The 23,149-nt window shown below is 68.6% G+C and carries 21 protein-coding genes; 6 read left to right on the top strand and 15 right to left on the bottom strand.

All coding sequences use genetic code 11. The annotated features are described in order from the left end of the window. Window positions 1-10: 10 nt before the first annotated feature. Together AC1ROD_RS01910 and AC1ROD_RS01905 are read right to left on the bottom strand one after the other, a co-directional pair. Window positions 11-169: a hypothetical protein gene (locus tag AC1ROD_RS01910; RefSeq protein WP_492946569.1), complete on the bottom strand. Its 159-nt coding sequence runs from the start codon at window positions 167-169 to the stop codon at window positions 11-13. A gap of 154 nt (window positions 170-323) precedes the next feature. After that, window positions 324-998 carry a YiaD family glycine zipper/OmpA-like lipoprotein gene (locus AC1ROD_RS01905; protein ID WP_492946568.1) on the bottom strand — a complete coding sequence of 225 codons (675 nt, stop codon included), beginning with the start codon at window positions 996-998 and terminating at the stop codon, window positions 324-326. A gap of 238 nt (window positions 999-1,236) precedes the next feature. Between AC1ROD_RS01905 and AC1ROD_RS01900 the strand changes: the two genes are divergently transcribed. Continuing rightward, a complete protein-coding gene (locus tag AC1ROD_RS01900; RefSeq protein WP_492947721.1) occupies window positions 1,237-2,148 on the top strand; it encodes an isopenicillin N synthase family dioxygenase in 912 nt (303 codons plus the stop codon). Between the two features lie 124 nt (window positions 2,149-2,272). On the opposite strand, the gene AC1ROD_RS01895 is transcribed toward AC1ROD_RS01900, so the two are convergent. The 9 genes from AC1ROD_RS01895 to AC1ROD_RS01855 all read right to left on the bottom strand — a co-directional run bounded on the left by AC1ROD_RS01895 (window position 2,273) and on the right by AC1ROD_RS01855 (window position 13,615). Next, a complete protein-coding gene (locus AC1ROD_RS01895; RefSeq protein WP_492946567.1) occupies window positions 2,273-4,210 on the bottom strand; it encodes a pilus assembly protein TadG-related protein in 1,938 nt (645 codons plus the stop codon). Window positions 4,211-4,361: 151 nt separating this feature from the next. After that, window positions 4,362-6,263, bottom strand: a complete 1,902-nt coding sequence (locus tag AC1ROD_RS01890; protein WP_492946566.1) for a M2 family metallopeptidase — start codon at window positions 6,261-6,263, stop codon at window positions 4,362-4,364. Between the two features lie 63 nt (window positions 6,264-6,326). Then, complete coding sequence (mtgA, locus tag AC1ROD_RS01885) at window positions 6,327-7,025, bottom strand: monofunctional biosynthetic peptidoglycan transglycosylase (RefSeq protein ID WP_492946565.1); 699 nt, start codon at window positions 7,023-7,025, stop codon at window positions 6,327-6,329. Between the two features lie 49 nt (window positions 7,026-7,074). Further along, window positions 7,075-7,239, bottom strand: coding sequence for a hypothetical protein (locus AC1ROD_RS01880; RefSeq protein ID WP_492946564.1), 165 nt, complete (start codon window positions 7,237-7,239; stop codon window positions 7,075-7,077). A gap of 54 nt (window positions 7,240-7,293) precedes the next feature. Continuing rightward, window positions 7,294-8,262 (bottom strand): WD40 repeat domain-containing protein, encoded by a 969-nt coding sequence (locus tag AC1ROD_RS01875; protein ID WP_492946563.1) that lies wholly within the window; start codon window positions 8,260-8,262, stop codon window positions 7,294-7,296. 22 nt (window positions 8,263-8,284) lie between these two features. Further along, window positions 8,285-9,424, bottom strand: a complete 1,140-nt coding sequence (locus AC1ROD_RS01870) for a CobW family GTP-binding protein (RefSeq protein WP_492946562.1) — start codon at window positions 9,422-9,424, stop codon at window positions 8,285-8,287. 55 nt (window positions 9,425-9,479) lie between these two features. Then, window positions 9,480-10,352, bottom strand: coding sequence for an N-carbamoylputrescine amidase (aguB, locus tag AC1ROD_RS01865; RefSeq protein ID WP_492946561.1), 873 nt, complete (start codon window positions 10,350-10,352; stop codon window positions 9,480-9,482). Beyond that, window positions 10,352-11,353: an agmatine deiminase family protein gene (locus tag AC1ROD_RS01860; RefSeq protein ID WP_492946560.1), complete on the bottom strand. Its 1,002-nt coding sequence runs from the start codon at window positions 11,351-11,353 to the stop codon at window positions 10,352-10,354. The genes aguB and AC1ROD_RS01860 overlap by 1 nt, the downstream gene beginning before the upstream one ends. A gap of 99 nt (window positions 11,354-11,452) precedes the next feature. Beyond that, window positions 11,453-13,615: a primosomal protein N' gene (locus tag AC1ROD_RS01855; protein ID WP_492946559.1), complete on the bottom strand. Its 2,163-nt coding sequence runs from the start codon at window positions 13,613-13,615 to the stop codon at window positions 11,453-11,455. Window positions 13,616-13,645: 30 nt separating this feature from the next. Here AC1ROD_RS01855 and fsa point away from each other — a divergent pair, with 30 nt between their 5' ends. The 5 genes from fsa (at window position 13,646) to AC1ROD_RS01830 (ending at window position 18,074) form a co-directional block, all read left to right on the top strand. Next, complete coding sequence (gene fsa / locus AC1ROD_RS01850; RefSeq protein ID WP_492946558.1) at window positions 13,646-14,299, top strand: fructose-6-phosphate aldolase; 654 nt, start codon at window positions 13,646-13,648, stop codon at window positions 14,297-14,299. Window positions 14,300-14,332: 33 nt separating this feature from the next. Next, on the top strand, window positions 14,333-15,055 hold the full coding sequence (locus tag AC1ROD_RS01845; protein WP_492946557.1) for a DUF484 family protein: 723 nt from the start codon (window positions 14,333-14,335) through the stop codon (window positions 15,053-15,055). Then, window positions 15,037-15,969: a tyrosine recombinase XerC gene (locus AC1ROD_RS01840; RefSeq protein WP_492946556.1), complete on the top strand. Its 933-nt coding sequence runs from the start codon at window positions 15,037-15,039 to the stop codon at window positions 15,967-15,969. The genes AC1ROD_RS01845 and AC1ROD_RS01840 overlap by 19 nt, the downstream gene beginning before the upstream one ends. A 9-nt stretch (window positions 15,970-15,978) precedes the next feature. Beyond that, window positions 15,979-16,920: a 2-hydroxyacid dehydrogenase gene (locus AC1ROD_RS01835; RefSeq protein WP_492946555.1), complete on the top strand. Its 942-nt coding sequence runs from the start codon at window positions 15,979-15,981 to the stop codon at window positions 16,918-16,920. Between the two features lie 86 nt (window positions 16,921-17,006). Further along, on the top strand, window positions 17,007-18,074 hold the full coding sequence (locus tag AC1ROD_RS01830) for an aspartyl protease family protein (RefSeq protein ID WP_492946554.1): 1,068 nt from the start codon (window positions 17,007-17,009) through the stop codon (window positions 18,072-18,074). A gap of 11 nt (window positions 18,075-18,085) precedes the next feature. On the opposite strand, the gene AC1ROD_RS01825 is transcribed toward AC1ROD_RS01830, so the two are convergent. The 4 genes from AC1ROD_RS01825 to AC1ROD_RS01810 all read right to left on the bottom strand — a co-directional run bounded on the left by AC1ROD_RS01825 (window position 18,086) and on the right by AC1ROD_RS01810 (window position 23,068). Continuing rightward, window positions 18,086-18,877, bottom strand: a complete 792-nt coding sequence (locus AC1ROD_RS01825) for an SDR family oxidoreductase (protein WP_492946553.1) — start codon at window positions 18,875-18,877, stop codon at window positions 18,086-18,088. 6 nt (window positions 18,878-18,883) lie between these two features. Further along, window positions 18,884-19,558 carry a DUF6891 domain-containing protein gene (locus tag AC1ROD_RS01820; RefSeq protein WP_492946552.1) on the bottom strand — a complete coding sequence of 225 codons (675 nt, stop codon included), beginning with the start codon at window positions 19,556-19,558 and terminating at the stop codon, window positions 18,884-18,886. A 37-nt stretch (window positions 19,559-19,595) separates the two neighbouring features. Beyond that, window positions 19,596-21,008, bottom strand: a complete 1,413-nt coding sequence (gene lpdA, locus AC1ROD_RS01815) for a dihydrolipoyl dehydrogenase (RefSeq protein WP_492946551.1) — start codon at window positions 21,006-21,008, stop codon at window positions 19,596-19,598. A gap of 149 nt (window positions 21,009-21,157) precedes the next feature. Next, window positions 21,158-23,068: a PAS domain-containing sensor histidine kinase gene (locus AC1ROD_RS01810; RefSeq protein ID WP_492946550.1), complete on the bottom strand. Its 1,911-nt coding sequence runs from the start codon at window positions 23,066-23,068 to the stop codon at window positions 21,158-21,160. Window positions 23,069-23,149 lie beyond the last annotated feature (81 nt).

Raw genomic sequence — 23,149 nt, 5'->3', positions numbered from 1 at the left:
CCCGCAAGGCTCAGCCGGCCGTGCGGACCAGAACTGGCTGCTCAGCCGCAGAGCCCGGGGTGGCGTGGGCTGAGCGGGCCAGCCAGAACTGACCGGCGCCGATCACGGCGACGGCGGTGATCACAGCGGAAACGACGGCGACCGCGGCGAGCCGCAGTCCGTGCGCCATTTCTTCCAGATCAGACGGCATCGCGCTCCCCCGAGTCGATCGACACGGTTAATGACCATGGTCGTCTGAATCGCGCAAGTCACGGAACGGTGTGAGGAATCAAAAAGGGCGACGCCGAAGCGCCGCCCTCTCGATCAGATCGCCTGACGCCGGATCAGCCGCGGAACGGGCGGATCAGGATCTCGACGCGGCGGTTCTGGGCGCGGCCCTCCGGGGTGTCGTTGGAGGCCACCGGGGTGCGCGAGCTGTTGCCGGCGACATAAAGGCGTTCGCGCTGCACGCCGTTGCGGATCAGGGCGTCGGCCACAGAAATGGCGCGGCGCTCGCTGAGCGGCTGGTTGATGGCGTCGCCGCCCGAGGAATCGGTATGGCCGACGATGTCGACCAGCGACTGGTCGTAGCGCTGCAGCACCGCCGCGACGTCGGCCAGGGTGGCGTCGAAGCGCGGGTTGATGTTCGACTGGTTGGTGGCGAAGGTCACGTCCGACGGCATGCGCAGGACCAGGTTGTCGCCCTGACGCGCCACCCCGACGCCCGAACCCGACAGCTGGCCTTCCAGATCGCGCTGCTGGCGGTCCATGTAGCTGCCGACGGCCGCGCCGCCCAAGGCGCCGATGCCGGCGCCGATCAGGGCGTTCTTGCGGCCCTGTTCGCCGTTGGAGGTGTTGGTCAGATAGCCGAGCACCGCGCCGCCCAGGGCGCCGGCGAGGATGCCGGTCCCGGTGTTGTTGCGCTGGGGCGTCGAGCTGTACGGATCGGTCGTGGTGCAGGCCGTCGCGCCCAGCATGGCCAGAACGCCGACGCCGGCGACGATGAAATTGGTGCGCATGGGAAAAATCCTCTTCTTGTCCTTGCCCAACTCTTGGGACCCGGAACGTGGCCTTACTGTGAAGGTTCCAACGTGACACGCAGATGAACGAACGGGCCGAGCGGCGCCGATCTGCCAATTTCCGGCATTAGGGCGTAAGGAAACCTCCGTATTCCGATCTGAAGGCCCGCAAGTGAGCTCCACCCTGACCGCAGAAACTGCCGCCACCTCGACCGCCGGAGCGATCCAGCCCGTGTCGATGGCCCGCTACGACACCGATTTTCAGGGCTTCAGCGATGACCTCGGCGCTTCCTTCAAGCGCTACGGCTTCGCCGTCATCGCCGACCACGGGCTCGACGAGGACGTCATCCAGGCCGCCATCGCCGACGCCAAGGCCTTCTTCGCCCTGCCCGAGGACGTCAAACGCGCCTACCATATGCCGGGCACCGGCGGCGCGCGCGGCCTCACTCCGTTCGGGACCGAGGCGGCGAAAGACGCCAAGACCGTCGACCTCAAGGAGTTCTGGCACACCGGCCGCGAACTGCCCGCCGGCCACGCCTACGGCAAATATATGCGCGCCAACCTCTGGCCGACCGAGGTCGAGGGCTTCCGCGACCACCTGTACGGCATGTTCGAGGCGCTCGACACGCTCGGCCGCAAGATCCTCAAGGCCATCGCCCACTATCTGGACCTCGGCGACGACTTCTTCGAGGACAAGGTCGAGATGGGCAACAGCGTCCTGCGCATGCTGCACTATCCGCCCGTGCCGCTGGACGCCCCCGGCGTGCGCGCCGGCGCCCATGAGGACATCAACGTTATTACCCTGCTGCTCGGCGCCGAGGAGGCCGGTCTGCAGCTCAAGGACGCCGAGGGCCAGTGGCTGGACATCGCCCCGCCGCCCGGCGCCCTGGTGGTCAATATCGGCGATATGCTGCAGCGGCTGACCAACCACGTCCTGCCCTCGACGACTCACCGGGTGGTCAATCCGGCGCCCGAGCGTCGCGGTTTCGCCCGCTATTCGACGCCCTTCTTCCTGCACTTCAACCCGGACTTCGTGATCGAGACCCTGCCCTCGACAATCACCCCGGAGAACCCCGACCGCTATGCCGGCAAGTCCATCATGGCCGAGGATTTCCTGATGGAGCGGCTTAAGGAAATCCGGCTCATTTGAGTGGGGGCGGCTTTGCCGCCGCGCTCCGTTCGCGACACGGTCGCTCACGGCTGGAGCGCGGGTGACCCGGAATGAAAAAACGGCGCGTCCCGCAGGACGCGCCGTTTCCGTATCCGGAGCCTCGCTATTTGGAGATTCTCAATCGGGTAATGTCGCGGCCGATGGCGGCGAAGGAGGCGCTGAGGTCGGCGCCCGAGGCCGGCAGGAAGGCGTAGTCCTTGCCGCTCGCGCAGTCGGACAGGATCTGGGCGGCCTGACTGCCGGTGGTCACGCTGAAGCCGACCGTATAGACCACGATGTCCTGGGCCTTGATGGCCGAGCACAGGGCCGCCGCCTGGGTAAAGGGGTCGCCGTTGGTGGCGTTGCAGTTGATGTGGTCAGCGGTGCTGCCCGAGCCCGAACCCGCATCCCCGGCCAGAACACCGGTGCAGTAGGGCGAGTTGAAGTCGCCGTCGGTCATCAGGATGACGGCCTTCAGGGTGTCGCGCGGCACATTGGGGCCCGCCGGGTTCGACGACCACAGCGAGTTGAAGTTCGGCGACACCGTGTACCAGCCCCAGGCCAGACCGATCTGGCCCGCGGTCGAGCCGGTCACGGTCAGGCCGGTGATCAGGCTCTTCAAGGTCGTCTTGTTGTCCGTCAGCGGCTGGATGGTGGCCGAAGGACAGGGGTTGCCGCTGGAGGCGTAGTTGCGGCCGACCCTGGCGCTGGACGGCGAGGCGTCGGTATAGCGCTGGGCGCCGGTCCGCTCGGACACGCAGGTGCTGGTCTGGAAGGCCGTCAGGGCGCCGCCGTTGTCGTTGCGGAACACCCGGTACTGGCAGCCGTCCATGCCGCACCAGGCCTTGCCGCCCGAGGAATAGGCCGAATAGCCCGAGCCGTTCACCCCGATCGAGAAGGTGTTGGTCGTGACGTTGGCGATCTCGAAGGGCTTGTTGTTGACCAGCGAGGTCCCGCCGCTGGTGAGACCGCTCACGTCGGTGAGGTAGACGGTCGTCGGGCGGGTGTCGCCGGTGTCGGTCGTTGTCGCCTGTAGGCCGTGCCCGTTGGCTGTGATCACGATCGAACAGTCGGCGACCAGGCATTTGGTCACGGTCCCGCCCGACGACCAGGTGCGCCAGTTCGAGGAGGTGTTGACCGCCGAGCCGGCGGCGTTCTTCAGCGAGAAGGTGTTGTCGTTGATCTTGGTCACCACATAGGCCTGATCGTTCAGGGTGGTGAACTTGGTCCCGCTGCCCGAACCATTAACCAGACCCGTTACCCAGACAGAGTCGCCTGTGCTGAAGCCGTGGGAGTTGGAAGTAATCACCCCCGGGCTGGCGTTACTGAAGCCCGTGATGGTCTTGGCCGTACCCGTGCTCCAGGCCGCGCCGGTGATCGAGACATTGGTCGCCGGGGTGCCGCGCGCGCCGTTGGCGTAGGTCCCGACATTGACCCCGATCGAATAGGGCACGATGGCCATGCGGGTGTAGTAGGGCGTCTGCTGATCCTGGACGACGATGTCGACCAGCTGGGCCGCGGCGGTCTTCAGGTCGGCGATGCGCTGGCCGGCCATGGAGCCGGTGATGTCGAGCACCAGCCCGACCTCGATGTTCTTGGACGAGCGGTTGACCTCGGAATGGGCCCCGACCGGCAGGGTGTCGTCCAGCAGCTTGCCATAGGGCGGCAGGACGATGTTGGCGACCAAGGTCTTCACATTGACCGTGGCGTTGGCGATGACGATCTGGTCGGCGCTCAGGGTGAAGGTCGCGTTGGCCAGGTTGATGTCGGGATAGTTCTGCAGATTGGCCTTGAGCGCCTTGGTGCCGATGGCGGTCAGATCGGCGTCGGTGGTGGCGCTCGAACGGGCGGCGGCCAGGGTCGCGGCGTCGAGCGCGTCCTGCAGATTGACCCGCACGGTGGCGGCGCGGTTGATGTCGACACCGCCCATGGTGATCATCACCAGGACCGGCAGGCTGATGGCGAAGATCATCGCCACATTGCCGCGCGTGGAGGCGCCGAACCGACGGGCGAACGCCCGCGCAGCCTGCCCCTGCCGCCTGATCCAGTTCCCGACGCCCATGGCCTTTTCGCACATCCCCAAACGGGCGCACGGGCCCGCAATCGGCAAGCCATACCGTGAAGGCGGTTAAGGGAAGCCGTATCGCGCACGGTTAACGCCGCCGAAATCGGGTTTCGGCGGCGTGACTTAGGTTACAAAAAGCCCGGCGTGCTCAGGTTTCCGACCAGCCACAGTCCTTGCCGCGGTTTTGCTCGGTCAGCCAGGCGTTCAGCGGGGCGAAATAGTCGATGATGGCCGTGGCGTCGTTGCCGGTCTCGCCGGTGAAGGCCTGCATGGCCTCGGGCCAGGGCTTGGACTGCCCCATCTCCAGCATGGCGTTGAAGCGGCGTCCGACCTCCTCATTGCCATAGGTCGAACAGCGATGCAGAGGCCCGGTCCAGCCCTCCATCTTGCAGGCCGCGCGCTGGAACTGGAACTGGTAGATCGCCGCCAGGAAATAGCGCGTATAGGGCACCGCGGCGGGCACATGGTATTTGGCGCCCGGATCGAAGGCGTCGGCGGGACGCGGGCCCGGCGCGACAAGCCCCTGATATTTCAGCATGTCCGCGTTCCAGGCGGCGTTGTACTGATCCGGCCTCGTCTCGCCCGAGAACACGCCCCAGCGCCAGCGGTCGACCATCAGGCCGAACGGCAGGAAGGCGATCTTGTCCAGCGCCATCTTGAGCAGGAAGGGAATGTCCTCATCCTCGCCCGGCGTCGTCTTCAGAAGCCCGATCTGGTTCAGATAGGTGGGCGTCAGGGCCGACAGGCCGATGAAATCGCCGATCGCCTCGTGGAAGCCGTCGTTGGCCCCGTTGCGGAACAGCATGGGCTGATCCTTGTAGGCGCGCTGATAGTAGTTGTGCCCCAGCTCGTGGTGCACGGTGTAGAAGTCGTCGGCATTGACCTGGGTGCACATCTTGATGCGCACATCCTCCAGATTGTCGACGTCCCAGGCCGAGGCGTGGCAGACGACCTCGCGGTCGCGCGGGCGCACGATCTGGGACCGCTCCCAGAAGGTCTGGGGCAGGGCCGCGAGGCCCAGGGACTTGTAGAAGCCCTCGCCCGTCTGGACCATCTTCGTGGCGTCATAGTTCGCGTCGGTCAGGAGTTTGGTCAGGTCGTAGCTGCTCTGGCCGCCGGTCGCGGGCGCGACGACGTCATAGATATTGCCCCACTGCTGCGACCACATGTTTCCCAGCAGGTCGGCGCGGATCGGGCCGGTCCTCGGCTGGACCGCATCGCCGTATTTGGCGTTCAGCCGCGCCCGGACGTAGCAGTGCAGGTTCACATAGAAGGGCTTCACCTGTTCCCACAGCCGGTCCGTCTCCTTGGCGAAATCGTCGGGCGCCATGTCATAGCCGGCGCGCCACATGGCCCCGGTGTCGGCGAAACCCAGCTCGCGCGAGCCTTCGTTGGCGATCTCGACCATGCGGGCGTAATCGGGCTTCATCCCCGGCGATATGGTGCGCCAGCCTTCGTACAGGGCCCTGGTCTCGGCCGGATCGCGGCTCTCGGCGATCAGGACATTGGCGTCGTCCAGGGTGATTTCCTTGCCCTTGAACTCGAACTTGCCGGTCGAATAGGTCGAGTCCAGCCGGGTGGTGATCTGGGCCAGTTCGGCGGCCGCGCCCGGGCGGTTCGGCGCCGGCAGGACGATGCCGAGGCGCAGCAGGTTCAGCTTGCGCCGCACATCGGCGGGGACCTGGACATCGTTGAAGCGGGCCGCCTCATTGGCCAGCTGGACCTGCAGTTCGGTCACCTCGGCGTTGACCCTGGCCTCCAGCCACATGGTGTCGAAGGTGATGTTGGTCGCCCGGGTCCAGGCGACGCGCTGTTGGTATTCGCTGATGGTGGCCAGCTTCGCCTCGGCATCAGCGATGAAGGCGGTCGCGCCCTCGGCGGTGACGGGCTGTTCGGCGACGGCAGGCGCGGCGGAGCCCGCGGCCTCCGCGGCGGCGGCATCGGCGACAGCCGTATCGGCGGCAGCACTGACGGTGGGATCGGCGGTAGTCGCGCAGGCGGCGAGACCAAGCGCGCCCGCGGCGACGGCGGCCAAGAGATACGTTTTCATGAGACCCTCTCCAGCAAGGCCGGCATCGGAGGCCTCGTCGCGGGTTCCGTCAAGGGCGCCCCGTCAGCGCGGGTAGACGCAGGTCCCCAGACCCTGGACCCGCACGGTCCGGGCCGCCGCCTGGATCCGTGCGGCGCGGCGGCGGACATAGGGGCCAGGCTTGGCGGCGTCATAGCGGCGCGGGCTCGGCAGGATGGCCGCCAGACGCGCCGCCTGCTGCGGCGTCAGGTCGCGCGCCGACTTGCCGAACCAGTGCTGCGAGGCGGCCTCGGCGCCATAGACGCCCGGTGCCCATTCGGCGACGTTCAGATAGGTCTCCATGATCCGGCGCTTGCCCCAGACACCCTCGATCAGGACGGTGTAGCCCGCCTCCAGGCCCTTCCTGACCCAGTCGCGTGATGGCCAGAGGAAGACATTCTTGGCGGTCTGCTGGCTGATGGTCGAACCGCCGCGGATCTTGCCGCCGTCGTCATTGTGATCCAGCGCCTTCTGGATCGCCTTGAAGTCGAAGCCGCTGTGCGAACAGAAGCGCGCGTCTTCCGCGCCGATGGCCGAATAGACGAGGTTGGGCGAGATATCGTTCAGCCCGCGCCAGCGATAGTCCAGCCCCTTGCCGCCCATCAGCTGCTGCAGCATCAGCACGGTCATCGGCGGCGGCAGGACGGCGTGGACCAGCACCCCGCCGATCGGCAGGAAACACAGCACCAGGAAGATGATCAGAAACGGGCGGCTGCGCCGTCCGAGCTTTGGAACCCCGAACATGGCCCCATGTTCGTCATCCCGGCCCCCAAGGCAAGAGTGCTGGCAAGGCTCAGTGCCGGTTCACGTCCCACAGGAAGATCACCGCCAGCCCCACGATGAGCACGGCCCCGATGATAGCCACGACCAGACAGCCGTAAGCCGCGACCGGGGTCTCGGCCGGCCTGTTCGCCTGTGTCCGGGTCTTGCGCGGACGGTCGCCGGGCCTGGGTGTCATCGCGGGGACGATGGGGCCGAATCCCGTTCGGTGTCGAGCCGTGAGGTCGGGCCGTCAGGCCTCTGCGACCCCGGCGTTGCCGTCCTCGTCAGCCCAGGCGACGCGCTGGCCGTTCGGGCTCATGGCCAGGGCGCAGATGGCCGCGCCGCGTTCGGCCTTGAGGAAGCGCAAGCCCTGCCCGGCCGGATCGGCCCACCAGACGCGGCCGTCGCTGAGCCCGGCTGCCATGACGCCGTGCTTCGGTTGGCCGGCGACCAGGGTCACCAGACTGCCCTCGTCATAGCCGATCTCGGTCGCCTCCTTGCCCATCGGCCCGTTGGCGCCGACGAAGGGCCAGAGCACGGCCCCTTGCGCGCCCGAGGTGGCCATCAGCCGCCCTTCCGACAGGAAGGCGACGCTGCGCACCTTGGACGGATAGCCGCCCATCCGCATGTCCTTGGAATCCTTCAGCCGCCAGCCGTGCAACTGGGCGTCCTGCATGGTCGAGATCAGGAAGTTCCCGTCGGGCGAGAAGGCGATCCCGGTGTGCGATCCGGCCCATTTCAGCAGGGTCGGCTTCTGCTGGGCGATGCGGGCGTACCACAGGGCCGCGCCACCATAGGTCGAGGTCGCGATGCGGCGCCCCTTGGGATCGAAGGCCACGCCCGAGACCGTGCGCTCGTGCTCGAAATCGCGACGGAAGCCCATGTCGGTGGCGTCGATCACCGACAGGGTCTTGCCCGAGGAGAAGGCGATCAGCTTGGTCTCGGCCGAGGCGTCGATGGCGTCGATCCACTGCTTCTTCGCCGAGGTGGCCAGAACCCCGGCCTCCATCTTGCGGCTCCAGATCACCCGGCCGTCGTCGCCGCCGGTGACGATCCCGTCGCCCGAGGGGTGCAGGGCCGCGCACAGGATCGCTCCGTCATGAACCGAATTGTACGACCCGTCCTCGAACCGCACCGACCCGTCGCCCAGGGCGAAGACGGCGCCGTCCTTGTCGAACAGGGCGGCGGTGATCTGGGCGTCGAAGGCGTACTGGGTCATCGGCCGCTTTTGTCCGTTTGCGTCAGGCGGCGCAACTCTCGAAGCCGGCGCGGATGGCGGCCTCGTCGAGGTCACGACCGATGAAGACGGCGCGAGACCAGCGGCGCTCGGTGGCGCCCCATTCGCGCTGGAGGTCGCCCTCCAGGATCATGTGCACGGCCTGGAAGACCAGACGGCGCTCCTCGCCCTCGACATTGATGATGCCCTTGGCGCGCAGGATGTTCTGGCCCTGCTCGCCCAGCAGCCGGTCCAGCCAGGCCGTGAATTTCTGACCGTTCAGCGGGCCGTCGATCGAGACCGAAATCCCCTTGATGTCGTCCTCGTGGGCGTGGCCGCGCGCGCCGTGGCTGTGGTCGTGCCCATGGTCATGGTCGTGGTGGTCGTGGCCGTGGTGATCGTGGTCATGGCCATGGTGGTCGTGACCGCAATGTTCGTCGTGGACATGGCCGGCCTCGCCGTGGGCGGGGTTGGCGAACTCGGGGTTGATGTCGAGGATCCGCTCCAGATCGAAGCCGTGCAGGCCCAGAACCTGATCCAGCGGCACATCGGCGCGCTCGGCCCGGGTGATGGGAGCCAGCGGGTTCAGCTTGCGCAGCCGTTGCTCGACCGCGACCAGTTCGTCTTCCGAGGCCAGGTCGGTCTTGTTCAGGATGATGCGGTCGGCGAAGGCCACCTGTTCGCGCGCCTCTTTCGAGTCGTCCAGACGGGCCATGACGTGCTTGGCGTCGACCAGGGCGGTGACGCTGTCCAGCTGGGTCTTGGCCTTCACGTCCTCATCGACGAAGAAGGTCTGCGCCACCGGGCCCGGGTCGGCCAGACCCGTGGTTTCCACGATGATGGCGTCGAAGGCCGGCTTGCCCGGACGCTGGCGCTTCATCAGGCCGGCGACGACGCGGATCAGGTCGCCGCGCACCGTGCAGCAGACGCAGCCGTTGTTCATCTCGAACACGTCCTCGTCGGCGCCGACGACCAGATCGTTGTCGATGCCGATCTCGCCGAACTCATTGACGATGACGGCGTAACGCTTGCCGTGGTCCTCGGTCAGGATCCGGTTCAGCAGGGTCGTCTTGCCCGCCCCGAGATAGCCGGTCAGGACGGTGACGGGGATCTTGCCGTTGGCAGTAGCGGCGGACGAGGCGGGGGCGTCGAGGGTCGAGGTCATGCGCCGCTAGATGGCGGTTCGGGCCCGCGAAGGGAAGAGGCGCCCCTCCCCTTCGTTATGAGGTCGGACGCGCCGAGGTCAGCGAACCATAGAGGTCCGTCCGCCGGTCGCGGAAGAAGCCCCAGGCCGCGCGATAGCGATCCAGCTCGGCCAGATCGAAGCTATGGACCAGCACGCCCTCGTCCTCGGCCCCGAAGCTCTCGACCAGTTCGCCCTGCTGATCGGCGATGAAGGAATGGCCGTAGAAGGTCTGGCCGACCGGCGTCACCGTCTCATGGCCGATCCGGTTGGCGCCGACCACCGGGATGGCGTTGGACACCGCATGACCCTGCATGGCACGCCGCCACGGCTGGGCCGTGTGCAGGCTGGCGTCATGCGGCTCGGTGCCGATGGCGGTCGGATACATCAGGACATCGGCCCCCATCAGGGCCATGGCCCGCGCGGCCTCGGGGAACCATTGGTCCCAGCAGATGCCGATCCCGACCTTGCCGAAGCGGGTGTCCCAAACCTTGAAGCCCGTATCCCCCGGACGGAAATAGTATTTTTCTTGATAACCGGGCCCGTCCGGAATGTGGCTCTTGCGATAGACGCCCAGCGGCGATCCGTCGGCGTCCAGCATGACAATGGAGTTGTAGTAGTGCGGCCCTTCCTTCTCGAAGATCGAGACGGGGATGGCGACGCCGAGATCCTTCGCGACCTCGGCCATGGCGATCACGGCCGGGTGCTCGCGCCACGGATACGCCGTGCCGAACCAGTGCTCCTCCTGCGAGACGCAGAAATAGGGCCCCTGAAACAGCTCCGACGGCAGGATCACCTGCGCGCCTTGCGAGGCCGCCTGTTTCACCAGATCGGCCGTCTTGGCGATGTTCGCCGTCATGTCCTCGCCATAGGACGTCTGCAAGCCGGCGACTGAAATCGTGCGGGTCATCAGGCGGGCTCCTGCTGGGAGATGCAGTGGAAGGATCCGCCGCCGGTCAGGATGGCCTTGGACGGCAGGGGGATGATCTCGTGGTCCGGGAAGACGGTGGACAGAGCCTCGCAGGCCAGACGCGCGGCCATGGCGTTGCCGTAGGTCGGGACGACCACGGCGCCGTTGGCGATCAGGAAATTCATGTGGCTGGCCGGGATCGGGCGTTCGTCGGCGTCGACGACCATGCCCGGCGACGGGATGCGCAGAACCTTCAGCGGCGTGCCTTCGGCGTCGGTCGAGGCGGCGAGGGTCGCGGCGCAGGCGTCATAGGCCTCGGCGTTCGGATCGTTCAGGCCGAAGGCGATCGGACAGGCGACCACGCCCGGCGCGACGAAGCGGGCCAGGTTGTCGACGTGACCGTCGGTGTGGTCGTTGAGCAGGCCGTCGCCCAGCCAGATGACCTTGCGCGCGCCCAGCGCCTCTTCCAGCGCGATGCCGGCGACGTTCTCATTCCAGCCTTTGTTCCGGTTCGGGTTCAGCAGGCACTGGCGGGTGGTCAGGATGGTGCCCAGACCGTCGTGGTCCAGCGAACCGCCCTCGAGGATGGCGCTGTGACGCGTCAGCGGGACGCCCGAATATTCGCCGATCTGCGCGGCGACCTCGGTGTCGTGCTCATAGACGTATTTCTCGCCCCAGCCGTTGAATTCGAAAGCGGCGGCCGTCTTCGAACCGGGGCCGAAGATCGGGCCGGTGTCGCGCAGCCAGATGTCACCGAACAGGCCGGGGACAACCGTCACGCCCTCGACGCCGGCGAACCGCGCCTGGGCGTCATCGAGCGCTTCTTCATTGCCGATCATCAGCCGAACCTGTTCGCGGCCCGGACCGGCCAACGCGCGCACCAGACCCTCGACCTCGGACTGGGCCTGTTCGAAATCCTCGCCCCACAGCTCCTCATGGCTCGGCCAACCGACCCACATGGCCCGGTGCGGAGCCCATTCGGCGGGAATGACTTGCGACATGGGCGGCGAAATCCAGAGAAGCGGCGGGGGTCGCCGGAAAGCGGGTCCAGATAGACATTCGACCCTGTCCTTTCAATGACAACGGCCGAGCGCGCGCCTCTAGAGGAAGCTGTACGGGTCCACGTCGATGGTCAGCCGCACCGAGGCCGGCACCTTCACCCGGCCCAGCCAGGCGCGCAGGAAGCCCTGCAGATCGACGTCGCGGTCGGCGCGGACCAGCAGCCGTTTCCGCCGCCGCCCCCGGATCAGGGCGAGGGGCGCGTCGGCAGGGCCATAGACCTCCAGCCGTTCGGCATTGGGAATGTTCTGGGCGAGGGCCTCGGCCGTCTTCTCCACCGCGACCGCGTTCTCGCCCGACAGGATCAAGGCCGCCAGCCGTCCGAACGGCGGCAGCGACGCCGCCTCCCGCTCGTCCATCTCGGCCTCGACGAAGCCGTCGCGGTCGCCCGCCGCCAGAGCCCTCAGCACCGGATGCTCGGGCGTCCAGGTCTGCAGCAGGGCCCGACCGGGGATCTCCGCCCGCCCGGCCCGTCCCGTGGCCTGGGTCAGCAGCTGGAAGGTTCGCTCGGCCGCCCGCAGATCACCGCCGCGCAGGCCGAGGTCGGCGTCCACCACCCCGACCAGGGTCAGCCTGGGGAAGTTGTGCCCCTTGGCCGCCGCCTGGGTGGCGACGAGGATGTCGATCTCCCCGTCGATCATCGACTGGATCAGGGCGCGCGCCGCCCTGGCGTCCGGCACGGTGTCGGAGGAGAATACCGCCGTGCGCGCCTCGGGGAAGAGCTGACGCACCTCCTCCTCGACCCGTTCCACGCCCGGTCCCACGGCGACCAGAGAGTCCGACGCACCGCAGGACGGGCAGGTCTTGGGCCGGGCCATGGAGAAGCCGGTCAGGTGGCAGACCAGACGGCCGGTGTAGCGATGCTCGACCAGCCAGCTGTCGGTGTCGGGCGCCGTCAGCCGGTGCCCGCAGGCCCGGCACAGGACGACCGGGGCATAGCCGCGCCGGTTGAGGAACAGCAGGGTCTGTTCGCCCTTCAACAGGGTCTCGCCGATGGCTTCGCGCAGGGGAACGGATAGCCAGGTCTGGGGATCGGGCGGGTTCTGGCGCAGGTCCAGCAGACGGATGTCGGGCAGGACCGCCGTCCCGTGCCGCGCGCCCAGCTTGAGCCAGCGATAGCGGCCCTGACCGGCATTGAAGAGGGTCTCCAGCGACGGCGTCGCCGAGGCCAGAACCACCGCCGCCCCCTCGATCCGCGCCCGGGCCACGGCCAGGTCGCGGCCGTGATAGACGAGGCCCTCCTCCTGTTTGAACGAGCTGTCGTGTTCCTCGTCGACGACGATCAGCTTCAGGTTCACGAAGGGCAGGAACAGGGCCGAGCGCGCCCCGACCACAATGTTGCAGCGACCCGCGACCACCGCCTCCCAGACCTGCCGTCGGCGCGGCGGGGCGATGCCCGAATGCCATTCTGCCGGGTCGGCGCCGAAGCGGTCGGCCAGACGGGCGATCAGGGCCTGGGTCAGGGCGATTTCGGGCAGGAGGATCAGGATCTGGGCCGTCGGATCGGCCCTCAGCGCCCGCGCCACCGCCTCCAGATAGGCCTCAGTCTTGCCCGAACCCGTGACCCCGTCCAGCAGGAAGGGTGCGAAGCCGCCGGCCTCGACAGCTTCCGCGATCGCCGTCGCCGAGGCCGCCTGATCCGCGTTCAGGGTCGAGGGGGCATGGTCGGGGTCGGGCGCGTCGAAGGCGGCGACCGCCTCGATCTCGATGACCTCCAGCACCCCTTCGTCGACCAGCCCCTTGACCACGCCCGACGATACCCCCGCCGCCCGCGCCAGATCCGGGCCCGGCATGGATCGGGCGCCGAGCGCCTCCAGCACCGCCGTGCGTGACGCCGTCGGCCGGGCCGGCGCGCGGCCCTCGACCCGGCGCACGCGACGCTCGGGCTTCGGCCGCGGCGCGCGCAGACCCTTGAGGGCGGTCGAGGCCATTTCGCCGGGCGCGCTCAGGGTCCAGCGCGCGGCCCATTCGACGAAGTCCACCGTTCCGGACGGCAGGCGCGGATCGTCCAGCACCATCTCCACGGCCTTGAGCCGCCGGTTGGAGCCCGTGGTCTCGCGCACCTCGGACACGATGCCGCGCATCAGCCGGGGGCCGAGCGGCACGGCGACCTGATCGCCACGCTCTACCGCCATTTCGGCCGCGACCTCATAGTCGAAGGCCTCGGGCACCGGCAGGGGAATGAGGACGGATGCGACTTTCAAGACCGGCCCGCCTCGGCTAGAACCGCCGCCATGAAACTCTTCCTCGACACCGCCGACGTCGCCGTCATCAAGGACATGCTGCCCACCGGGATGGTGGACGGCGTGACCACCAATCCGTCGCTGATCGCCAAGTCGGGGAGGAACATCGCCGAGGTCATCGCTGAAATCTGCGCCCTGGTCGAGGGGCCGATCTCCGCCGAGGCCGTGGCGACCGATTTCGAGACCATGGTCAAGGAAGGCGACAAGCTCGCCGCCATCGCCCCGAACGTCGTGGTCAAGCTGCCTCTGACCTGGGACGGGCTGCGCGCCGCGCGCAACTTCACCGACAAGGGCATCAAGACCAACGTCACCCTGTGCTTCTCCGCCGCCCAGGCCATGCTGGCCGCCAAGGCCGGCGCGACCTTCATCTCGCCCTTCGTCGGCCGACTGGAAGACCACGGCGCCGACGGCATCGGTCTGCTGGAGGAAATCCGCGTCCTCTATGATCTGCATGGCTTCGAGACCCAGATTCTGGCCGCGTCCCTGCGCAACCCGGGTCACGTATCGGCCGCGGCTGTGGCGGGATCGGACGCAGCGACCCTTCCGGCGGACGTTTTCAAGGCCCTCGTCAAGCACCCCTTAACCGACAAGGGGCTTGATCAATTCCTGGCGGACTGGGGCAAGACCGGTCAGTCGATCCTGTAGCATCCGGCCCGGCGTTTCCGGGAGGAGACGACGTTGAGCGGCACCCGAGACCTTTTCGCCGAGCTGGAAGCCGGTTCCGAGCCCCACTGGCCGGAAGTGCGCGTCTGGCTGCAGGCCAATCCGCAGATCCTGCTGGACGACCGCTCCCTGCTGGAAGAGATCGGGCTGAAGCCGCATGGCCGCAATGTCGTGGAGTTCGGCCAGGCCGCCCTGACCAAGCTGGAAGCCGTCGCCAACCGCGAATCGGACGCCCGCAAACAGATCGAGACGGTCGCCCGCGCCAATTTCGCCGCCCAGACCCAGACCCACGTCGCGGCCCTGGACCTGCTGGAGGCCCGCAATCATTCTGACCTCGCCCGCCGTCTGGACGCGGCCGCCCAGGGGCGCTTCGGTCTGGCCGGCGCCGCCATCGCCCTGGAGAAGCCCGGCGGCGTGCCGTTCGGGTGGCGCGCGCTGGAGGTCGGCGGGGTGGATTCCCTGCTGGGCGACCACGGCCTGACCTGGCTGGGTCCGAATTTCGAAGGCCTCGACCTGTTCGGCGCGGCCGATGATCAGGTGAAGTCCGTCGCCCTGATCCGCATGGCCCCCGTCTTCGGCGGCGATCCTGCCGACGACCTCGGCGGCGCCCGCCACGCCATCTGCGCCTTCGGCTCGCCCGAGGAAGAGGGCTTCACGCCCCAGATGGGCTGCGAACTGGTGGCCTTCATCGCCCGGGTGGTCGAACGCACGGCCGAGCGTTGGCCCATCCTGAATTGAAAACCTCCGGCGAGGTCCTGCTCGCCTGGCTCGAGCATCTGGCGCATGAGCGGCGGCTGTCGCCCCGCACGCTGGAGGCCTATGGCCATATCGGACGGCACTACCTCGGCTTCCTCGAACGCCATCGCGGCGGGGCCCAGTCGCTGGCCGACCTCGGGACCGTCACCGCCGCCGAGGTCCGCGCCCATCTGGCCGAGCGCCGCAGCGGCGACCATCCTCTGAACGCCCGGTCTCTGGGCCAGACGCTCGCGGCCATCCGGGGTTTTCACGACTTCCTCGACCGGCGCTGCGACACCCCCGCGCCCCAGCTGGCCCTCGTGCGGGGGCCGAAGATCAAGCCCTCCCTGCCCCGCCCCGTCACCGCCGATCAGGCACGCGGCCTGATGCAGGAGCCCGAGGCCGATCCCGACGCCGAGCCGTGGGAGGCCGCGCGCGACCGGGCCGTCCTGACCCTGCTCTACGGCTGCGGCCTGCGGATCTCCGAGGCCCTGAGCCTGATCCGCGCCGACGCCCCCCTTCCCGAGACGATCCGCATCGTCGGCAAGGGCTCCAAGACCCGCATCGTCCCCATCCTGCCCGCCGTACGCGAGGCCGTGGACGCCTATCTGGCGCTGCAGCCCTTCCCGCTGGAGCCGCGCGACGCCCTGTTCCGGGCGAAGCGGGGCGGCCCCCTCAGCCCCCGCCACGTCCAGGCGACGGTGCAGAAGCTCAGGGGCCGGCTGGACCTGCCCGCCAGCGCCACGCCCCATGCGCTCCGCCACTCCTTCGCCACCCATCTGCTGGGCGCCGGGGCCGACCTGAGGTCGATCCAGGAACTGCTGGGCCACGCCAGCCTGTCGACGACCCAGAAATACACCGCCGTCGACGCCGCCCGGCTGCTCGGCGCCTATGCCGCGGCCCACCCGCGAGCCTAAGAAGGCGGGATGTCCCCCGCATCCCTTCCCCACATTCTCGTCCTGCCCGGCCTGCCTGAACTGGCCGCCGAGCGACTGAAGAGCGGGCCATGGAGTCTGCATGCACCGCAGGGCGACGGGTCGCCGCCCCCGGGCGTTCCGATCATCGCCGTCGTCGCCTCAGGCGGGACGGCGGTTCCGAACGGCCTGATCGACGCCCTGCCCGATCTGAAGATCGTCGCCGTCCACGGCGTCGGCTACGACAAGGTCGATGTCGCCCATGCGCGGGCGAGGGACGTGATCGTCACCAACACTCCCGACGTCCTCAGCGCCGACGTCGCCGATCTGGCGGTGGCCCTGACCCTTTCAACCCTGCGACGCCTGCCCGCCGCCGAGCGCTGGCTGAGGGCGGGCGGATGGGCGACGGGGGGCAAGTTCCCGCTGGGCCGCAGCGCGACCGGCCTGAGGTATGGCGTCCTCGGACTGGGCCGGATCGGACGGGAGATCGCGCGGCGGCTGGAGCCCTTCGCGGGAGATATCGCCTACCACAGCCGCAAGCCCGTCGAAGGCGTCGCCTGGCGCTGGAGCCCCGATCCCGTCGCCCTCGCGGCCTCGGTTGATGTGCTCATCGTCGCGGTTCCCGGCGGCCCGGCGACGAAGGGGCTGGTCGATGGCCGGGTGCTTGAGGCCCTGGGGCCCGACGGCGTCCTGATCAACATCGCCCGGGGCGAGGTTGTGGACGAACAGGCCCTGATCGCGGCCCTCAGCGAGGGTCGGCTGGGCGGGGCGGGCCTCGACGTCTTCGCCCATGAACCGAACGTCCCCCGGTCCCTGCTGGACTCGGACCGCTGCGTCCTGGCGCCCCACATCGGTTCGGCGACGGTCGAGGCGCGCACCGCCATGGCCGCACTGATGATCGCCAATCTGGAGGCCGTGCTCGCGGGAGCACCTCCGCCGACTCCGGTTCCCTGACCCTTCCTGACGTTCCGTATGCGGACCTAGGCAGACCGGTGGTTTCGGGCATAGACTGAGGCCATAACACCGCTGGGGAGGCGGTCATGAGGTCTTCAGCCGAACACGGCGACGCCTTCACACCGACGCAGCCGCACAGGCGCGCCTTCGCCGCCGGATTGCTGACCACCGGCCTCGGCCTTGTCGCCGGCCCCGCCCTCGCCCAAACAACGCCCCCGCTTCCGGCCGCGCCCTCTCCCGTTCCGCCATCCCCCGGTCCCCCGGCCCTGCCCGATGTGGGGGAAGAGGCGCGGCTGCTGGCCAATCTGTTCACCCGGATGGCGGTCAAGACCGAGCTCAACGGCCGCCCCGGCTTCGCCTTCGTCATGGACACCGGCGCGGGCCGGACGGCGATCGCCCGCGACGTCGCCGAGGCCATGGGCCTGCCGCCCGGACCGCCGATCCTGGTGCATGGCCTGACCTCGGCCGAGCTGACCCAGACGGTGAAGATCGCCCGGCTGAGCTTCGGCGGACGGCGCTTCAATGACATCTACGCCGGAGTCTATCCGCGCGAACTGCTCGGCGCCGACGGCCTGATGGGGCTGGACGTCCTTTCACGGTTCGAGCTGGAGTTCGACCTCGATCGCCGCGCGATGAAACTGACCCCGTCCGGGCCCGACCGGATCGAGGTGGGCACGGCCTTCCATACGCCCACCCACATCCGGCGCGACAGCTGCGGCCGCACCCGCACTGGCCGGTTTGGTCAGCTGATCCTGGTCAATGCCCGGGTCGAAGGTGTCCAGGTCGACTGTTTCGTCGACAGCGGGGCCCAGTATTCGATCGGCAATATGAGCCTGTTCCAGGCCATCGCCTCGGGCGGCGACCGGCCGACCCAGCGCGCCCTGATCCCGGTCTATGGCGTGACCGGCCAGATCATCCTCGCCGAGCATGCCAATGTCAGCCAACTGACCATCGGGACGCGTCGTCTGGGCCCGTCCTCTCTGCTGTTCGCCGACCTGCACGCCTTCGAGACCCTGGAGCTGAACCAGCGCCCGGCCCTGCTGCTGGGCGCCGACGTCCTGTATCGCTTCCGCCGGGTGTCGCTGGACTTCGGCCGATCGCGCATGGAGTTCGGGCCGCTGAGGCGGACGCCTGAGACAATGACGCCGCGCTAGCGGGATGGGCGCTAGATCGCCCGCACAGAGCCGCCGTCCAGCCGGACCAGCGATCCGGTGACATAGGCGGCGAGCGGGCTGGCGAGGAAGGCGGCGACGGCGCCGAACTCTTCCGTCGTGCCGATACGGCCCACGGGAATGGAGGTCACCGAGGCGGCGCGGGCTTCCTCGGGCGTCTTGCCGGTGCGTTCGGCGGCGGCCTTGTCCAGCCGTTCGATGCGCGGGGTGTCGATGCGGCCGGGCAGCAGGGTGTTGACGGTGATACCGTCGGCGGCGACCTCGTTGGACAGGGTCTTGGCCCAGGCGGCGATGGAGGCGCGCAGGGTGTTGGAGACGCCCAGCGTCCCGATCGGCTCGACCAGGGACACCGAGGCGACGTTGACAATCCGGCCCCAGCCCGCCGCCTGCATGGCCGGCAGGACCCGATCGGTCAGGCGGAAGACCGACAGCACCATCATCTCGAACTGGGCGCGCCACAGCTCGGGATCGAGGCCGACCACGCCCGACGGCGGCGGGCCGCCGGTGTTATTGAGCAGGATCTCGATCGGCCCGCCGAGCGCGGCCTCGGCCACATCCACAGCGGCCAGAAGGGCGGCGTGATCGGCCAGATCAGCGGGGGCGATGACCGCTCTGCCCGGCCCCATGGCGTTCAGACCATCGGCCGCCGCCTGCAGCTTCACGGCGTCGCGCGACAGCAGGGCGACATGGACGCCCTCCTTCACCAGAGCCGTCGCCACCGCGAGTCCCAGACCGCTGGACCCGCCACAGATCAGGGCGCGTTTGCCGGAGAGTTTCAGGTCCATGGTCGTCTATCCTTCTTTGAAGGCCGGGCGGCGCTTCCAGTCCAGTTGAACGCCGATCCGCTTTTCGATCCGGCCGTCCCAGTCGGTCTTGAGACCCTTGGCCTCCAGCGCCTTCACGATCTCACGGCCGATAGCGACGCTGGCTTTGGAGCCATCCTCGCAGGCGCCGTAGCCCAGATACAGGCCATAGCCGTCGACGGCGGCTTCCGTGTCCTGTTGATGGAAGAAGGCATAGCCGCGCGTGGGACGGCCCAGCCGCTTCGCCTCGTCGATCTCGCCCCAGATTTCGGCGGCCCCGCACGATCCGCAGCAGGTGAAATTCTGGCGGGAGATCACCCCCGCTTCTTCCAGCGCCGCGAAGGCGGCGTCCAGCTTGTCGCAGTCGGTGATGTCAGGCCAGTTCGCCTGGGCCGCCCGGTGCGCGTCCAAGGCTTCACGGACCATGAGCGGCGCCTCGCGCAGAAGCACCGCCTCCTCGGCTTCACCGGCCATGTAGTCGACCGCGTATCGGGCGATCTGGTCAGCCGGCGTGAAACCGCCCGCGACCTCCCGGACGATCGCGGCCCGCATATCCGCCAGCGCGTTCTCTTCGGTCGCGGCGCCCTGCTGGGGAACCGGTGCGGGCGGCGGATTTCCTCGCCAGAAGAGCCGCCGCATCAGCCTTTGCAGGACGTTCGGCATAAGCTCTCCGCTCCGCGTCGTCGGGTCCGTCGTGGCCCTAAGCCTGCATGATCCAGCCCTCGACGCCCATGGCCGCCTGTTTGACGGCTTCGGAGCGGGTCGGGTGGGCGTGGCAGGTGCGGGCGATGTCTTCCGAGGCGCCGCCGAAGGCCATGGTGATGCAGGCTTCCGCGATCATCTCGCCGGCCGAGGGGCCGTAGATGTGGACGCCGAGGACCTTGTCGGTGGTCGTGTCGGCCAGGACTTTCACGAAGCCCTCGGTCTCATGGTTGATCTTGGCGCGCGAGTTGGCGGTGAAGGGGAATTTGCCCTTCTTGAACTCGACGCCCGCAGCCTTGAGCTGTTCCTCGGTCTTGCCGACCCAGGCCACTTCCGGACCGGTGTAGATGACGCTGGGGACCAGGTCGTAGTCGACGTGGCCGGCCTTGCCCGCGATATATTCGATCACGGCGACGGCTTCTTCTTCCGCCTTGTGCGCCAGCATCGGGCCGTGGGTCACATCGCCGATGACCCAGACGCCGGCCGCGCCGGTCTTCAGGTGGTCGTTGTTGAGGAAGCCGCGCTTGTCGGTCTCGATGCCGACAGTCTCCAGACCGAGGCCGGCCGTATAGGGACGGCGGCCGATAGCCACCAGAACCACGTCGCCGGTCAGGGTCTCGACCTCGCCGCCCGCGGCGGGCTCCAGGGTCAGGACGACGCCGTCCTTGGCGACCTTGGCCGAGGTGACCTTGGTGCCCATCTTGAACGTCATGCCCTGTTTGGTCAGGCCGCGCTGGAAGGCGGTGGCGACCTCGGCGTCCATGCCGGCGCCGACCTTGTCGAGGAACTCAACCACGGTGACCTCGGCCCCCAGACGACGCCAGACCGAGCCCAGCTCAAGACCGATGACGCCCGCGCCGATGACGATCAGCTTCTTGGGGATGGCCGGCAGCGACAGGGCGCCGGTGGAATCGATGACCTTGCCCTCGACGAAGTCCACGCCCGGCAGGGGGGTGGGCTCGGAGCCCGTGGCGATGATGATGTCCTTGCAGGTCAGGGTGGTGACCGAACCGTCGGCGGCGGTGACTTCCACCTTGCCGGCCCCGGCGATCTTGCCCTTGCCCTTGATCCAGTCGGCCTTGTTCTTCTTGAACAGGAATTCGATGCCCTTGGTCAGGGCGCCGACGCTGTCGGCCTTCTGCTTCATCATCTGCGGCAGATTGACCTTGGGGGTCCCGACCTCGATGCCGAGGGTCGAGAACTCCTTGCCGGCGACCTCGAACAGCTCCGAGGCGTGCAGCAGGGCCTTGGACGGCATGCAGCCGACGTTCAGGCAGGTGCCGCCCAGGGTCTCGCGCATCTCGACGCAGGCGACCTTCAGACCCAGCTGGCCCGCGCGGATCGCGGCGTTATAGCCGCCGGGACCGCCGCCGATGATGACGACGTCGTATTGGGCGGTGGCTTCGGCCATGGGATCCTCGGGGTCTATATCGGGCGTGGGAGCGCGCCCGCCGTACCTAACGCCCGGTTCCGCCGGGTCAACCGCCGAACCGCCGTTTCTGCGTCAGATATGGTGTCGTTCGGTTACGCTTCCAAGCTCCGGAGCGTGATCCGCAACGATCAGGCGGCCTCGGCCGGCAGGGTGACCGCCACCTCGGCGCCCTCCCCGGGCGCGCTGTCGATGGTCAGGGTCCCGCCCGACCGGCGGGCGAAGGCGCGCGCCTGGGCCAGGCCCAGACCGGCGGCGCCGGTCTTGGTGGTGAAGAAGGGCTCCTGGGCGCGGGCGATGACGTCGCGATCCATGCCCGGGCCGGTGTCGCGCACCGACAGCCGGGCACCGGCCTCGGTGGTCTCCAGCCGTACGGCGACCGAGCCCGAGCCGCCCACCGCCTCGACCGCATTGGCCACCAGCGCCCGCACCGCGCCCTCGAAGGCCACGGGGTCCAGCCGCACGATCGCCGGCGCCGACGGCCCCTCGATCATCAGATCGACGCCCGGGCCGGCCAGGGCCCGCAGACGGCTTTCCATCGCCCGCAGCAGGACGCCGGCGTCGAGGGTTTTCGGCGCATTCTCGTCATCGACCGACAGGGCCGACAGGCGCGCGGTCATGGCCTCGCCGCGCTGACCGGCGGCCAAAGCGGCCTGCCCGAGACGGCGCACCTTCGCGGGGTCCTCGGCCTGTTTCAGCATCATGTCGAGCGCGCTGGTCATGACGCCGAGCAAAGCGTTGAAGTCCTGGGCCATGCCGCCGGTGACACGGCCGATGCCCTCCAGACGGCGGACATTGTCCTCCTCGGCGCGGGCGCGGGCCTCGATGCGGTCGGCCTCGGCCATGGCCGTCTCGGCTTCGGCGCGGGCGGCCTCGGCCTGACCCAGGGCGGCGTCGCGTTCGCGGCGCAGGGTTTCCAGCTCGGCGGTGTCGGCAGACGGCTCCAGGACGGTCGGCATGTCCTCCTCGACCGCATCCGGGCCGGGAGCTACGCCGCCGAACGCCTCTTCAGCTTGCGGGTCGGCCTCGACCGGGGCGAAGTCGGGGTGCACCTCAAAGGCGGGCGTCTCAGGTTCAGGTTCGGGCGCGACCTCGGGCTCCGGAGCCGCCTCAGGCTCGGGAACATGCTCATCGCCCGCCAGCAGCAGGGTGTCGACCACGCCTTCGGAATTGGTCAGGGGCAGGATGCGCCAGGCCACGGTCGAGCCGCCGGCCTGGGTCGCCAGGATGACGTCGGCGGCGCCGGCCGGGGCCTGAACGGCCGCGCGCAGGGTCTGGCGCGCCTCGACCCTCTGGCCGTCGGCCATGAACTGTTCGGCGAAGTCGGCGCCGATGACGCCTTCGGTGCGTCCCAACCGGTCCAGAGCCACGGGGTTTGCTTCACGCACCACCCCATGAGTCGAGACCACGACCAGGCCGCTGGTGGCGCTGTCGAACACCCGGCGGGTCAGGTCGGCGTCGGGGTGGACGAAGGCGGGTTCGGGCGCGGGCGGGGCCTCGGGCGTGGTCAGACCCTCGGTCTCGACCACGGCGGCGGTGGAGCCGATGATCTGGCCGTATTCGTTCTCGATCGGCATGGCCGTGACCGAGACCAGCATCTTCCGCCGCGACGACGGATTGGCGAGAATGTGCTGGAAGCCGCGCACGGTCTGGCCCCGGAGCGCGCGGGCGCTGGGCAGCATGTCGGGCGGGATCGGACGGCCGTCCGGGAAGGTGATGCCCCAGGTCGCCGAGTGGAAACGCAGGCCCAGCAGCTCGGCGTCGCGCCGCCCCATCAGCTGGTGCGCGGCCTTGTTGGCGAAGGTGAACTTGCCCTGGGTGTCGGTCTGGACGATGGCGACGGGGATGGCGTTCAGGGTCTCGAACAGCCGCTTGTCGGTCTCGGCGGCGACCTTCTGGACCTGGTTCAGCTCGCCCGAGGCGCTGGCGTGACGGATGCGGTTACGCAGGGCGAACCAGATGGCGATGAGCGCGACAACATGGCCCGCGACGGCGAGCACGGCAAAAACCACCGTCCAGTTGACCTCGCCTTCCAGCAGCATGAACCCAAACGTCCCAATCTGGCGCCTTGCGGTCGCGAGGCCATCGCGCCGCGCAAGGAGCACACCACTCCGCCCGAGATT

Source organism: Brevundimonas sp. GW821-FHT12E07 (genome assembly GCF_058807035.1).
This window is presented reverse-complemented; position numbering and strand designations above follow the sequence as displayed.